At 65.4% G+C, this 13,117-nt stretch carries 11 protein-coding genes and 1 tRNA gene; 5 read left to right on the top strand and 7 right to left on the bottom strand.

The genetic code is table 11. From position 1 onward, the window contains the following. Positions 1-55: 55 nt before the first annotated feature. Positions 56-517 (bottom strand): nuclear transport factor 2 family protein, encoded by a 462-nt coding sequence (locus NGM15_RS11730; protein ID WP_311136445.1) that lies wholly within the window; start codon positions 515-517, stop codon positions 56-58. Between the two features lie 58 nt (positions 518-575). On the opposite strand from NGM15_RS11730, the gene NGM15_RS11725 reads away from it, so the two are divergent. After that, complete coding sequence (locus tag NGM15_RS11725; protein WP_253431066.1) at positions 576-959, top strand: hypothetical protein; 384 nt, start codon at positions 576-578, stop codon at positions 957-959. 204 nt (positions 960-1,163) lie between these two features. Here the strand turns inward: NGM15_RS11725 and gfo6 are convergent, their stop codons facing one another. After that, a complete protein-coding gene (gfo6, locus tag NGM15_RS11720) occupies positions 1,164-2,243 on the bottom strand; it encodes a D-xylose 1-dehydrogenase Gfo6 (RefSeq protein WP_253431064.1) in 1,080 nt (359 codons plus the stop codon). Positions 2,244-2,417: 174 nt separating this feature from the next. Between gfo6 and nadA the strand changes: the two genes are divergently transcribed. Both nadA and NGM15_RS11710 read left to right on the top strand, forming a co-directional pair. Then, a complete protein-coding gene (gene nadA, locus NGM15_RS11715) occupies positions 2,418-3,551 on the top strand; it encodes a quinolinate synthase NadA (RefSeq protein WP_253431061.1) in 1,134 nt (377 codons plus the stop codon). A gap of 3 nt (positions 3,552-3,554) precedes the next feature. Then, positions 3,555-5,087 (top strand): L-aspartate oxidase, encoded by a 1,533-nt coding sequence (locus NGM15_RS11710; RefSeq protein WP_253431058.1) that lies wholly within the window; start codon positions 3,555-3,557, stop codon positions 5,085-5,087. A gap of 37 nt (positions 5,088-5,124) precedes the next feature. Here the strand turns inward: NGM15_RS11710 and NGM15_RS11705 are convergent, their stop codons facing one another. Further along, positions 5,125-6,264, bottom strand: coding sequence for a mechanosensitive ion channel family protein (locus tag NGM15_RS11705; protein ID WP_253431055.1), 1,140 nt, complete (start codon positions 6,262-6,264; stop codon positions 5,125-5,127). Positions 6,265-6,453: 189 nt separating this feature from the next. On the opposite strand from NGM15_RS11705, the gene nadC reads away from it, so the two are divergent. After that, on the top strand, positions 6,454-7,323 hold the full coding sequence (gene nadC / locus NGM15_RS11700) for a carboxylating nicotinate-nucleotide diphosphorylase (RefSeq protein WP_253431052.1): 870 nt from the start codon (positions 6,454-6,456) through the stop codon (positions 7,321-7,323). A gap of 14 nt (positions 7,324-7,337) precedes the next feature. Here nadC and NGM15_RS11695 read toward each other — a convergent pair whose 3' ends face one another. Next, the gene (locus tag NGM15_RS11695; protein WP_253431049.1) at positions 7,338-7,871 is read right to left on the bottom strand and encodes a GNAT family N-acetyltransferase; all 534 of its coding nucleotides are present in this window, start codon (positions 7,869-7,871) and stop codon (positions 7,338-7,340) included. Positions 7,872-7,924: 53 nt separating this feature from the next. Beyond that, positions 7,925-8,209 (bottom strand): hypothetical protein, encoded by a 285-nt coding sequence (locus NGM15_RS11690; RefSeq protein WP_253431046.1) that lies wholly within the window; start codon positions 8,207-8,209, stop codon positions 7,925-7,927. 161 nt (positions 8,210-8,370) lie between these two features. On the opposite strand from NGM15_RS11690, the gene NGM15_RS11685 reads away from it, so the two are divergent. Further along, positions 8,371-10,329: an ATP-binding protein gene (locus NGM15_RS11685; protein WP_253431044.1), complete on the top strand. Its 1,959-nt coding sequence runs from the start codon at positions 8,371-8,373 to the stop codon at positions 10,327-10,329. Positions 10,330-10,481: 152 nt separating this feature from the next. Here the strand turns inward: NGM15_RS11685 and asnB are convergent, their stop codons facing one another. Next, positions 10,482-12,350, bottom strand: a complete 1,869-nt coding sequence (gene asnB, locus NGM15_RS11680; RefSeq protein WP_253431041.1) for an asparagine synthase (glutamine-hydrolyzing) — start codon at positions 12,348-12,350, stop codon at positions 10,482-10,484. Positions 12,351-12,661: 311 nt separating this feature from the next. Further along, a tRNA-Leu gene (locus tag NGM15_RS11675) sits at positions 12,662-12,745 on the bottom strand. Between the last annotated feature and the right edge of the window lie 372 nt (positions 12,746-13,117).

Here is a 13,117-nt window from a genome sequence, read left to right as displayed (position 1 = left end):
AGTGAGCACCTCGAGGGGCGAGCGAGACGGATTCGAGAATCGACCGAGCGTACCGTCACCGAAGCCGCGTCTCGAGGTGGACGATCGACCCGTTCTCGATCGTGAACGTGTCGACGAACGCGAACAGCACGTCGCCGTCGCCTCCATCCTCGAGCACGCGACCCTCGACCACGACGGTGTCCTCGTCGCTGATACTGTCGTCGATGACGTGAGCGGTGTCGGGGCTTGGCCGCTCCTCACGCATGAACCGAACGAAGGCGTCCCGCCCCTCGAACCGACGGTCGGGCCGCTCCTGGACGAACGATTGGCTCAGGATCGACTCGAGGGTGTCGTACTCGTGGTGGTCGAGAGCGTCGTAGTAGCGCTCGACCGGCGTCGGCGTGGGTGGGTGGTTCGAGGGCATGGAGACGATAGCGTGTCGGCCGGAGGCCGGGACCCGACGAACGTTTGGCACTTTCTGTGGACGATTCGTCGATGTGGGCGTTTCGTCGTTGGAGGGGATTCGTTGTAGTTCCACCGACGTCCTCGACGGCCGGCCGAGAGGATCAAGGACCTCCGACCCGAACGTTCGAGCGATGAAAAACCCGGGCATCCTGTGGATGCTGCAGGTCGGCCTCGGCCTCTCGCTGGCCGGACCGATGTTCGTCGCCGGCGCTATCTTCGTCACCTCCGGGCGGTACCTGTTCGGCGGCTTCGTGTTCGTCTGCGGACTCGCCGCGCTCTTCGCGCCGAATCTCCTCCTGCGACGGGTCGGGGGCCCGCGATCCTGGATCGGGCGACTCACCGGCGGTCCGCGGTCCTGGATTCGGCGCCGAACTCCCGGTCGCCCCGACGACCCGTCCGCCGAGAGCAGGGAAGACGGTTCGGGCGTCGAGTCGGCCGAGGACGGATCGACCGCGGACGGATCGACCGAGGCCAGCGGGGTGGGTGGGGTGCTCACGCGGCTTCGAAACCGCTGACTGCAGATCGTCGACGGCCCGTGCCGGCTCCGTTCGGTGACTCGAACCTGGACATCGACGCGAGAACGGTGATTTTCGCTCACGCTTGCCTTCGCTCTCGTACTCCCAACGTGCACTCGCACTCGTGCGCTCGAATAACGGACTCACGATCGAACGACGGACCTCACGACCGCGCGAAGGCCTACGAACGATCGAGTGACGAACTCACAACCGATCGACGTCGACCGGAACCTCACACCGCTCGTCCACGGACTCGTAGGCCGCCTTGACTACCGCGAGGTCGGCCACACCGTCCTGGCCGTCGGGTTCGGGCGTCGTCCCGGTGAGCACACAGTAGCCGAAGTAGTCGAATTCCTCGCGAACTTCGTCAGTGGGCTCGCCGGTGTACTCCATGCCCACGTCGCCGTGCTCGACGCGAATCTCGTGGGGGACGACGCCGCCGAACGGCGAGGAAACCAGGACCGATCCGTCGGTGCCGACCAGTTTCAGCTGACTGCTCGCGTGGGCGTCGTAGCTGGCGGTACAGGAGGCCGTCGCGCCGGTCTGCAACTCGAACTGGAAGGCCACGTCCCGGTCGACGGGCTCGAAGGGAGGCTCGGTGTGGGTGTTCGCGTAGACGCAGACGGGTTCGCACTCGAGCAGAAACCGGATACAGTTCAGCGGATAGATGCCCAGGTCGACGAGCGCGCCACCGCCGGCCAGGTCCGGATCGAGGCGCCAGGTGTCGGGGTCGGTCTGCTCGAGCAGCGGGTGTGAGAACCCGGCGTGAATCTGGACGACGTCGCCGATTACCCCGTTGGAAACGACCTCTCGGGCCCGGCGAACGATCGGCTCCGTCTGGTGGCGATAGGCGGTCATGAGCGTCACGCCGGCGTCCTCGCAGGCGTCGACGACCTCCTGGGCGCGCTCGACGCTCGTCTCGAGCGGTTTCTCACAGATGACGTGGGCGCCCTGCTCGGCGGCCGCGATGGCGTACTCGCCGTGGAGCGCGTTGGGCGTCGAGACGTAGACGGCGTCGTAGGCGTCGGCGTAGTCCCCCGACTTGAAGTCGTCGTAGTCGATACAGTGGTCGACGTCGGCGGCGATCGATTCCGCCGCCACCGACTCCGGCGAACTCGTGACCAGGACGGTCGTCTCGCAGTACTCGCCAGCTTCGATTCCCGGGAGCGCCCGGTTGCGCGCGAATCCGCCGACGCCGACGATGGCGATTCTGACCGTGCCGTCGACCGATTCTTGCTCCCAGTCGCGACGGGTAATCCCTCTGAAGTGTTCCTCGAGTTCCATAGCGAGAGTTGGTGAGCCAGGGAAATAGGCGCAGTGCCCTCGTGTCTGGTCGACACCCGACCAGCCGCCTGGGCCGGCGTACGTCATCAAAATATCGATCTGCATCAGGCTAGTTTGAAGGAAAAATATTTTCAATACTGGGGTATGACCTCTATATAGATACGAGAAACGACTATGGTTACACTAGATACGGCGGATCTCGACACCGAACTCAGTCTGTTCAAGTACGATAATCTCGAGCAATTACCACCGAGGTATCGCGACCTCGAAGCGGACCAGCGAACGGCGCGGATCGAGGCAGCGCTCGAGGAACTGGGCGACGACGTGGTCGTCCTCGGACACAACTACCAGCGTCGAGAGATCGTCGAGCACGCCGATTTCGTCGGTGACTCCTACCAGCTATCGGTCGAGGCCGCCGAGAGCGACGCGAAGTACGTCGTATTCGGCGGCGTCACCTTCATGGCCGAGAGCGCGGACATCATCACCGACGACGACCAGACCGTGATCCTGCCGAGCATGGAGGCGTCGTGTCCGATGGCCGGGATGGCCGAAGCCCTCCAGGTCGACGCTGCCTGGGCGGAGATCACCGCGGCCGCACCCGACGCCGACATCGTCCCGATCACGTACATGAACTCCTACGCCGACCTGAAGGCGTTCTGCGCCGACCAGGGAGGTCTCGTCTGCACCTCCTCGAACGCTCACCGCGCCTTCGAGTGGGCGTTCGAGCGCGGCGACAAGGTGCTCTTCTTGCCCGATAAGCACCTCGGGGAGAACACCGCCCACAGATTGGGAATGGAAGATCAAATCGCCGAGTGGGACCCCTGGGACCCTGAGGGAAAGGATCCGGCCGAGGTCGCCGAGAGCGACATCATCTGCTGGGAGGGGTACTGCCAGGTCCACGAGCGTTTCCGGGTCGAGCACATCGAGCAGATTCGCGCGGAGGATCCGGATGCGAACGTGATCGTCCATCCCGAGTGTCGTCGCGAGGTCGTCGAGGCGGCCGACAGAGCCGGCTCGACCGCCGAAATCTGCCGCACTGTCGAGGCGGCCGACCCCGGCGACACCTGGGCCATCGGCACCGAAATCCACCTGACGAACCACCTCCAGCGCTGGCACCCCGAGGTGAACGTCCTCCCGCTGTGTGGCGAGGCCTGCATGGACTGCAACGCCATGCGACAGATCGACCCCAACTACCTCGCCTGGGTGCTCGAGGAACTCGTCGAAGGCCGCGAGCGCAACGTCATCGAGGTCGCCCCCGAGGAGAAAGCGCTGGCGAAGATCGCCCTCGATCGGATGCTCGAGGTGTAAGCGATGAGTAACGACCCAAAAACAGCAGACACCGCTGACGTTCTCGTCGTCGGCAGCGGCATCGCGGGCTGTGCGGCCGCCCTCGCCGCGGCACGGGAAGGCGCCGACGTTTGCCTCGTGACCAAGGCCGCCCGTCCCGACGACGCCAGCACCGACCGGGCCCAGGGCGGCATTTCGACGACCCGCGGCGATCCCCGGGCGCTGAAAGCCGACATTCTCACAGCCAGCGACGGCACCGCCGATCCCGATGCGGTCGACGTCCTGGTCGAGAACGCCGACGCCGCCGTCGAGGACGTGCTGCTCGAGACGCTCGAGATCGACTTCGACTCGACGGACGACGGCGCCAGCGGAAGCGACGGTGCCAGCACGTTCGACTACGCTCGCGAGGCAGCCCACTCCGAGGAACGGATCCTGCACATCGACGCCGCGACGGGTACACACATTCTCCGGCCGTTCCTGGAGTACGTCGACGATCACGAGCGCATCGAGGTCCGAGACGACACCGCCGCCCTCGAGTTGCTCACCCACGAGGGGCGGGTCCACGGCGTCGTCACCGACACCGATCCCGCGGGCCACCCGATCTACGCCGGCACCACGATCCTCGCCACCGGCGGCATCGGCTCGCTGTACGCCCGCTCGACGAATCCCGAGGGGGCGACCGGCGACGGTATCGCGATGGCCGCCCTCGCGGGGGCCGACGTTGCCGACCTCGAGTACGTGCAGTTTCACCCGACTGCGTACGCGGGAAGCGGGGAGCCGTTCCTCCTCTCGGAGGCCCTCCGCGGCGAGGGCGCGCTGTTGCGAAACGGCGACGGTGACCGGTTCATGCCCGACTACCACCCCGACGCCGAACTCGCCCCACGCGACGTCGTCGCCCGCGCCGTCGCTACCGAGCGCGAGGCCACGGGCGAGGTCGTCCTGGACGTAGACCCCATCGCGTTCGAGACGGAGTTCCCCGCGCTCGCCGAGGCGTGTCGCGACCGCGGCGTCGACGGCGACGAGATCCCGGTCGCCCCCTACGAGCACTTCCTCTGTGGCGGGATCGACGTCGACGACCACGGACGGACCTCGCTCGAGCGACTCTACGCCGCTGGCGAGTGCGCCAGAACGGGCGTCCACGGTGCGAATCGACTGGCGAGCACCAGCCTCCTCGAGGGACTGGTCTGGGGACTCCGGGCGGGCGAGCACGCGGCGGGGCTCGACGTCGACGCCGAAATACTGGAACCGCCGACCCTCCGGAACAGCGATCCCGACCTCCCGCCGCGGTTCGCCGCCGAGAAGTTCGCCCGTCTACAGCGAACGATGGACGAGAACCTGGGCCTCGAGCGCGACCTCCAGGATGTCGCCCGCGCCGCCGGCGTCCTCCGTCGGCTCAAGGGCGAGGTCGACGCCTACGTCCGGACGCGCACGGCCCGAGACCTGTACGAACTCCGGAACGCGAGCGTGACCGCGCTCCTGATCGCCCGTGCGGCCCGGGAGAATCCCGAGTCGGCGGGGTGTCACTACGTGGTCGACGACGCGCCGCTCGCTCGATAGCGATCAGGGACAGCGACCTCGGGTTGGATTCGACGGCCTATCGCTTCGAGACCGCTTTGGCGCCGCTCGCGGACGACGGCGATGCGTCCGTCACGTCACTTTCGTCGGAAACGCCGAGCGATTGCAGATTGACGTCGCGCTGGGGGAACGGGATCTCGATTTCCGCCGCGTTCAGCGCCTTGTACATCGCTCGATTGAGTTTGTGTCGGGCCTTGTTGGCGCGGGTCGGTGACGCCACCCAGCAGAGCAGTTCGTACTCGAGCGCCGAGTCCCCGAACGATCGAAACCGCATCCGGGGCTTCGGCGAGTCCAGGACGAGTGGTTCTTCGTCCGCCAGCTCCAGGACGAGTTCCTCGAACGCGTCGATGTCCGTCCCGTAGGCGACGCCGATCGGGACTTTGAGCCGCCGTCGACGGTTGGGGGCCGACTGGTTGATGACCTTCGCGGCGTTCAGCGCCGCGTTCGGTACCGTGATCAGCACCTCGTCGCGCATCATCAGCGTCGTCGACCTGACGCCGACTTTGACGACCGTGCCGGCCTCGCCGGAGTCGAGTTCGATGTAGTCGCCGAGCTTGTACGTGTCGTCGAAGTACAGCGCGATTCCGCCGAAGAAGTTGGCGACGGTGTCCCGGGCGGCGAACCCGACGGCGATGCCGGCGACGCCTGCCGCGCCCAGCAATGGCGAGATGCTGTACTCCCAGAGCGACAGCAGGATGCCGATGGTGCCGACGACCACGATCAGCGTCCAGACGTTCGAGAAGACCGGCGCGAAGTCGAACCGCGAGCCCTTGTCCTTGACCTCCTCGACGAACCGGTTGACGAGACGATTCGACGCGAACGCCCAGGCGACGACGATGACCGACAGCGACGGCTTTCCGAAGAACGTGTCGAGTTGTGCCGTCGTGAGCAAGACGTTTTCGGTAACCGACGGGATCTGCGTGAGCACGTAGACGCCCGCCAGCGCGGCCGTCAGCACGACTGGCGCCCGAAGTTCCTGGACGAGGATGTTGTCGTACTGGGTCTTCGTTCGACTGGTGTAGCGCAGGAGCGTCCGGAGGATCACGACCTCGAGGAGGGCGGCGATCCCAAACGAGATGCCGACGAGCAGGAGGGTCGCTTGCCAGGCGGGGACCTCCTCGAACAGCGTGGCGAGCGAACCGAGGAACGCGTCTATCATGACGGAGACTGGGCGGTGATCGACGTAACTGTTTCCCTACCCTGAATGTCTGGGTTCTCGAGTTGTCGATGGGATCGTCGACCCTGGGTTGTGGACCAATTCCCGACCCGGGCTGTCGACGAAACTATCGACCCGCCGAAAACGGGCGCATTTATTCGCCAGGAACGCACAGCCGCGAACGACACTCGCATGATCTCCGACTTACAGATCGACCGCTGGCTCCGCGAGGACCTCGGCCACCATGACGTGACGAACGACGTTCCAGGCGAGACGACTGGTCGCCTCGTCGCCAAAGAGGCGGGCACCGTCGCGGGGCTCGAGGCCGCGACCGCCGTGTTCGAGTACCTCGACGTCGACGTGTTCGAGACCCTCGAGGACGGCACCGAGGTCGACATCGGCGACGTCGCTCTCCGCGTCGAGGGCCCGGCGCAGGACGTGTTGCGCGGCGAACGCGTCGCCGTCAACCTCGCCGGCCACGCCTCGGGGATCGCCACGCGGACAGCTCGCGCGATCGAGGCGGCTCGCCAGGGCGGGGAGTCAGGGCGCACCCGAATCGCGGCGACCCGGAAGACCACACCAGGTCTCCGGGGGCTCGAGAAGCGCGCCGTCGTCGCCGGCGGGGGCGACACCCACCGCCTCGACCTCTCGCACATGGTCATGGTCAAGGACAACCACGTCGCCGAGATGGGGCTCGAGGCGGCCGTCTCCCACTTCCGCGAGCGCGTCTCCTTCGCCACGAAGATCGAGGTGGAGGTCGAGTCGCCCGCCCAGGCGGTTCGGGCGGCCAAGTCTGGAGCCGACATCGTCCTGCTCGACAACATGGATCCTGAAACGGTCCAGGAGGCGCTGGCGGCGCTCCAGGACGGCGGGTTCCGAGTTGGGGACGGCGACAGTACAGGTGCCGACCGCGTTCTAACCGAGGCCAGCGGCGGGATCACCCTCGAGACCGTACCCGCGTACGCGGCGACGGGCGTCGACGTGATCTCGATGGGGTCGCTGACGCACTCCGCGCCGTCGTTCGATCTCTCCTTTCGGACAGGACCTCCGTCTCCGTCGTAGGTACTTGACGCCGGTCACTCGAGGGGCTTCTCCATCGAGACGAACGCGTAGTCGTGACGCGAGGATTCGTGGTGCTCGGTCGGCTCGTATCCGCGTTCGCGGTACCACTCGAGGAGGAACGGGTGTTCGTCGAACGTCGTCAACTGGATGCAGTCGTACCCACGGTCGCGAGCGAGTTCCTCGACGCGGTCGACGAGCGTCGTCGCCACCCCTTCACCCTGCCAGTCGGGGTGGACCGCCAGGCGCTCGAGGTACGGTTCGTCGCGCTCCTCCAGGAGACGGACGGTACCGACGAACTCGTCTTCGTCGGTGGAGGCTGTGGAGCTGGTGGGGGCTGCCGCGGGGCCGGTGTCGACTGCCGCGCCGTTGGCGCTCGCGACCAGCGTCACGGCCTCGCGCTCGAGCCACTCCGCGACGGTTTCGGCGTCGATCTCGGTCATTCGCGAGGGGTACCCGAGTTGAGCGGCGCTCGCGTAGGCCTGCCGGTAGAGCCGCGCGATGGCGGGGGCGTCCGCGCCCGTCGCTCGTCGGATGTCGAGACGGGACATACTCGAGGTGCTGTCGGGCGAATAGAAAGAGCCGTCGAATCACCCTCGGGCGGTCACCTGAGCTCGAGTATCGACCCGAGCCGCCAGAGGCTCCAGGCGACTATTACGACGACGAGGCCGCCGAACACGACGAACAGCGGGAAGTCCTCGAGCCCCGGTGGCTGAAGGTCGGTCAGATCGAACACGCCGAGTCGGTCGAGCAGCCAGCCCGTGACGACAACGGCGAGCGCAGTCCCCACGACGGCGACGGCGGTTCGGTTCTCGCGGATTCGATTCCCGCTCGTCGTCCGTTCTGATCCTCTATTTTGGTCGGCCATGGCGTTTTCGACTCGTTTCATCGTGAAGATAGACGCGGTGGGTGTGAAACCGTCGTCCCTGCAGATTCCGGCCGCGACCTCGATTCCGGGGCCAGAGAGACGACTCGCTCCGGACGCCGTAACTGACAGGTTCTGTCGCTGATGCAAGTGCTTTTACGCTTCGCGGCGGTCGTTAGGGGTGAATGCCGTCATCTCCGTACGGAGACGCAGATCCGGCACTTGCCGCCTACATCCGCCAGCAGGAAGCCATCGCCGAACTCGGCCAACAGGGGCTCGAGACTGACGACCTCGACCAGCTGATGCACGACGCGACAGTCGAACTCGTCGAGACGCTCGACGCCGAGTACGCTAAAGTCCTCGAGTTGCTTCCCGACGGGGAGGCGGTCTTGCTTCGACAGGGGGTCGGCTGGGACGACGGACTGGTGGGGACCGGGACGGTGTCGACCGACCGGGACTCCCAGGCCGGCTATACCCTTCTGACCGAAGAGCCGGTCGTGGTCGACGACCTTCGCACCGAGGAACGGTTCTCCGGACCCGATTTGCTGACCGATCACGACGTCCGAAGCGGTGTGAGCGTCATCATCGGATCGGTGGACGACCCGTGGGGCGTCCTGGGCGTCCACACGACCGAGGCGTGCGAGTTCGAAGAGCACGACGCGACTTTCGTCCAGAGCGTCGCCAACGTACTCGCGACGGCGATCGAAAACACGCGGACACAGCGACGATTCCAGGCGATCTTCGAGGATCCCAACATCCTGGTCGGCCTGCTCGAGCCAGACGGGACGGTGATGGACATCAACCAGACGGCGATGGAGTACATCGACGCCGACCTCGACGACGTGACCGGCGAGATATTCTGGGAGACGCCGTGGTGGGGCGAGGGAGACGACGTCCGGGCCGATGTAAAGGAGTGGACCGAACGCGCCGCAGCGGGCGAGTACGTCGAGTTCGAGGCCGACCTCACCCGGCCGGACGGCGAGCGCTACACCCTCAACGGGACCTTCAGACCGGTGACGGACGACGACGGTGACGTCGTCTCGATCATCGTCTCCGATCGAGACGTCACCGAGCGAAAGCGACACCAGCGGCGACTCAGGAAATCCGAACAGCGCCACCGCACCCTCGCCGAGAACTTCCCGAACGGGATCGTCACGATGTTCGACGACGACCTCCGGTACACGCTCGCGGCGGGACGGGGTTTCGACGACCTGCCCGTTTCCTCGAGCGACCTCGAGGGGCAATTCGTCAGGGAGGCGTGGCCGGACGAAGTCGGCGAGACGCTCGAGGCCGCGTTCCAGGACGCCCTCGAGGGCGAGACGCGAACGGTCGACGTGGAGTATGCTCACCGGGAGTGGATTATTCGTGCCGTTCCGCTCACCGCCGACGACGGCGCGGTATTCGGTGGGATGACCATCGCCCAGGACGTCACCGAACAGGTCGAGCGCCAGCGAAAACTCGAGGCCTCGAACGAGCGCCTCGAACAGTTCGCCTACGCCGCCAGCCACGACCTCCAGGAGCCCCTGCGGATGGTCTCGAGTTACCTCCAGCTGATCGAACGGCGCTACGGCGACGACCTCGGCGAGGATGGCGAGGAGTTCCTCGAGTACGCCGTCGACGGCGCCGACCGCATGCGCGAGATGATCGACGGCCTCCTTCAGTACGCCCGAGTGGATACGCAGGGCGATCCGCTCGAACCGGTCGACCTGGACGACGTCGTCGGCGACGTGATCGAGGATCTTCACCTTCAGATCGAAGAGAGCAGCGCCGAGATCGCGGTCGGCTCACTGCCCCACGTCGAGGGCGACGTCAGCCAGCTACGACAGGTGTTCCAGAATCTCCTCACGAACGCGATCGCCTACAGTGGTAACGAACCCCCGAGCATTCGAGTGACGGCCGATCGACGCGGCCGACGATGGCTGGTCTCAGTTCACGACGAGGGGATCGGCATCGATCCCGAGGATCAGGATCTGGTCTTCGAGGTGTTTCAACGCCTCCACAGTCGCGACGAACAGGCCGGAACCGGTATCGGCCTCGCGCTCTGTCAACGGATCGTCGAACGCCACGGCGGGCGTCTCTGGGTCGAGTCCGAGCCTGGCGAGGGGTCGACGTTCTCGTTTACGCTTCCAGCAGCCGAGGAGTGACTCGAGTCTGCCCGAAATCGTTTCGGGTCAGACGCCGACCGTCTCCTGTCGATGAGGATCAGACGATGGCCGTCTCCTGTCGATGAGGATCAGACGATGGCCGTCTCCTGTCGATGAGGATCAGACGATGGCCGTCTTCTCGTCGATGAGGATCAGACGATGGCCGTCTTCTCGTCGATGAATGTGTGATACCACGCGACGTAGGTGAGGATCAGCCAGAGCGTTCGCCCAACCGACTCCTCGCCGCGACGGTGGCGATCCCGCAACCCCGCGGCCCTGTCCGCGTCGACGTACGGCGTCCGCTCGAGGCGCCCGCGGTCGAACCACCGTTCGATTGCGTCGTGGTCTCCCCGGAACCAGTCCTCGACGGGCGGTCGCATCCCCATCTTCTCGCGCTCGAGGATCTCCCTGGGGAGCAGGTCACCGACGGCGCGTTTGAGCACGCGCTTGACGTCCTGGTCGGTCGCCTTGTACTCGATCGGGAGCGAGTGGGCGAACTCCACGATGTCGGCGGATAGGAACGGGACTCGGAGTTCGAGTGACTGGGCCATGCTCGTGTGGTCGGCCTTGAACAGGTGGAAGTTCGGGAGCGTCTGGCTCGTCTCGAACGCCGAGATGTGCTGTTCCGGCGTCGGGTCCTCGACCCGGCTCGTCACCTGGCTCACGCTCGAGCGAAGGCCCGACGTCTCGGTGGTTTCGCCCGTCGTGAGGAAGTCGTCCGGCTCGGGACGGAACGGCATGAATCCGCAGGTGTTGTGGAGGACGAGTTCGGTGTTGTCCTTCAGCCAGGAGTAGTACCGCAGGTGTTTGGAACCGACGGGCGCCACCGTGGCGACGGCCCCGGCGACGTCGTGGGTGAACCCCGGGAGGAAGTCGACCTTTCGCTTGTACTGGGGCGCCTGCTGGTACCGCGAGTACCCCGCGAACAGTTCGTCGGCGCCCTCGCCGGCCAGTGCGACCTTCACGTCCTCCCGGGCGCGCTGGGAGAGCAAGAAGAGTGGTAGCATCTGCAGGTGTCCGGTCGGCTCGCCGAGGTGGCGAATCATGTCGTCGAACACGTCCATTGAGGAGAGGTCGACGTGCACTTCGTGGTGGTTCGTCCCGAAGTGATCCGCGACGAGGCGGGCCTCCGCGCTCTCGTCGAAGCGCTCGTCGCTGAAGGCGACGGAGTAGGTGTCGAGTGGCTCGTCCCTGAGGTTCGAGGCGATGCCGACGATCGCCGAGGAGTCGAGGCCGCCCGAGAGGAACGCCCCGACGGGGACGTCCGCCATGAGGCGCTGTTCGACGGATCGCTCGAGTAGGGTCGACAGTCGATCGGCGGCATCCGCGAAACTCGTCGCCGCGCTACCGGTTTCGACGTCGAGGAAACTCCAGTATTCGCGGTCTCGAACGCCGTCGGGTCCGATCTCAACGGTGTGTCCCGGTTTCACCTTCCGAACGTCCCGCAACAGCGTCTGCGCGCCGGGGGCGTACTCGAGCGAGAAGTGATTGAAGACGGCCGCGGGGTCGATGGATCGGTTCACGCCGCCGATCAGGAGCGCAGGGAGTTCGCTCCCCCAGACGTACCCCACGTCCGTTCGTCCGAAGTACAGCGGCTTGATGCCCATCCGGTCGCGAGCCAGAAAGATCGTTTGCGACGTAGCGTCCCAGATGGAGAAGGCGAACATGCCCTCGAGGTGATCGACCATCCGGTCGCCGTACTCCTCCCAGAGGTGGACCAGGACCTCGGTGTCGGACTGGCTCTCGAAGCGGTGGCCGTCCCGTCGGAGGGACGCTCGCAACTCGTCGTGATTGTAGATTTCGCCGTTGAAGACGACGCCCACCGTCTCGTCCTCGTTCCACTTTGGCTGGGAACCGCCCTCGAGGTCGACGATGGCGAGGCGTCGCGCCCCCAGCATTACCCCTGCGTCTCGGTCGATGTACCGGCCTTCGTCGTCGGGTCCTCGGTGTTCGATCCACTCGAGCATCGACGAGAGCGTCTCCTCGTCGACCCGACCGTACGCACCAACGATGCCACACATACGAGCGGCATTCGGCGTTCGGGTCGTTGTTATGTCGCCGCTACCGCGTCGTAGTGGCCTCCTGATATGTGCTCGACGGGAGACTGTGTGCTCGGACGGACTGTCTCGCGGCGTGTGAGAACGGTTGCTCGTGGGTCTCGTTCAAACTCCAACTGTTCGATTGTTGTCACTAACGATTTTCGCAACAGCAATGCGAGGGTTGGGATTTGAACTACGCGAAGACGGTCGCTTCGCGTTGCTCGGCGCTGCGACTTCTCTACTTCAAATCCAATTGGTCGATCGCTATTGCTCGCGATTTACTCGCACAGCGATGCGAGGGTTGGGATTTGAACCCAAGGACTCCTACGAGAGCGGGTCTTAAGCCCACCGCCGTTGGCCTGCTTGGCTACCCTCGCACAGAAGGCAACTCGAGGATTGCCACCGATGGGGGTTGTGCGTTTCGGTGTCGGTTTCGTCTCACTAGCCGCTCCCCGCGAGCAAACGGAGTGTACGAGCGGGCCGAGGAACCCTCGAAGAGGGTGACGACGGCTTTTGGTGGAACTTTTGCCAGCGAAGCGAACGAAGTGAGCGACGCGCAGGAAAAGGTCCCGGCGTTGTAAGCCCACCGCCGTTGGCCTGCTTGGCTACCCTCGCACAGAATGCACTCGAGAGTTGCCACCGGCGGGGGTTGTGCGTTTCGGTGTCGAGTTCGCACTTTCGTGTAAACTTCAAATACGATGACTCCAGCGCTTCGAAGCCCTTACACGCACGACGGGCCACCCTCGAGT

Origin of the sequence: Natronosalvus halobius, assembly GCF_024138145.1 — an archaeon.
Lineage (GTDB): Archaea > Halobacteriota > Halobacteria > Halobacteriales > Natrialbaceae > Natronosalvus > Natronosalvus halobius.
This window is presented reverse-complemented; position numbering and strand designations above follow the sequence as displayed.

Excerpts from the sequence above, each read along its gene's own strand:
- NGM15_RS11710 (WP_253431058.1), top strand. The coding sequence starts at position 3,555 with ATGAGTAACGACCCAAAAACAGCAGACACCGCTGACGTTCTCGTCGTC.
- asnB (WP_253431041.1), bottom strand. The coding sequence starts at position 12,350 with ATGTGTGGCATCGTTGGTGCGTACGGTCGGGTCGACGAGGAGACGCTC.
- gfo6 (WP_253431064.1), bottom strand. The coding sequence starts at position 2,243 with ATGGAACTCGAGGAACACTTCAGAGGGATTACCCGTCGCGACTGGGAG.
- NGM15_RS11690 (WP_253431046.1), bottom strand. The coding sequence starts at position 8,209 with ATGAAACGAGTCGAAAACGCCATGGCCGACCAAAATAGAGGATCAGAA.
- NGM15_RS11685 (WP_253431044.1), top strand. The coding sequence starts at position 8,371 with ATGCCGTCATCTCCGTACGGAGACGCAGATCCGGCACTTGCCGCCTAC.
- NGM15_RS11695 (WP_253431049.1), bottom strand. The coding sequence starts at position 7,871 with ATGTCCCGTCTCGACATCCGACGAGCGACGGGCGCGGACGCCCCCGCC.
- nadA (WP_253431061.1), top strand. The coding sequence starts at position 2,418 with ATGGTTACACTAGATACGGCGGATCTCGACACCGAACTCAGTCTGTTC.
- nadC (WP_253431052.1), top strand. The coding sequence starts at position 6,454 with ATGATCTCCGACTTACAGATCGACCGCTGGCTCCGCGAGGACCTCGGC.
- NGM15_RS11705 (WP_253431055.1), bottom strand. The coding sequence starts at position 6,264 with ATGATAGACGCGTTCCTCGGTTCGCTCGCCACGCTGTTCGAGGAGGTC.
- NGM15_RS11725 (WP_253431066.1), top strand. The coding sequence starts at position 576 with ATGAAAAACCCGGGCATCCTGTGGATGCTGCAGGTCGGCCTCGGCCTC.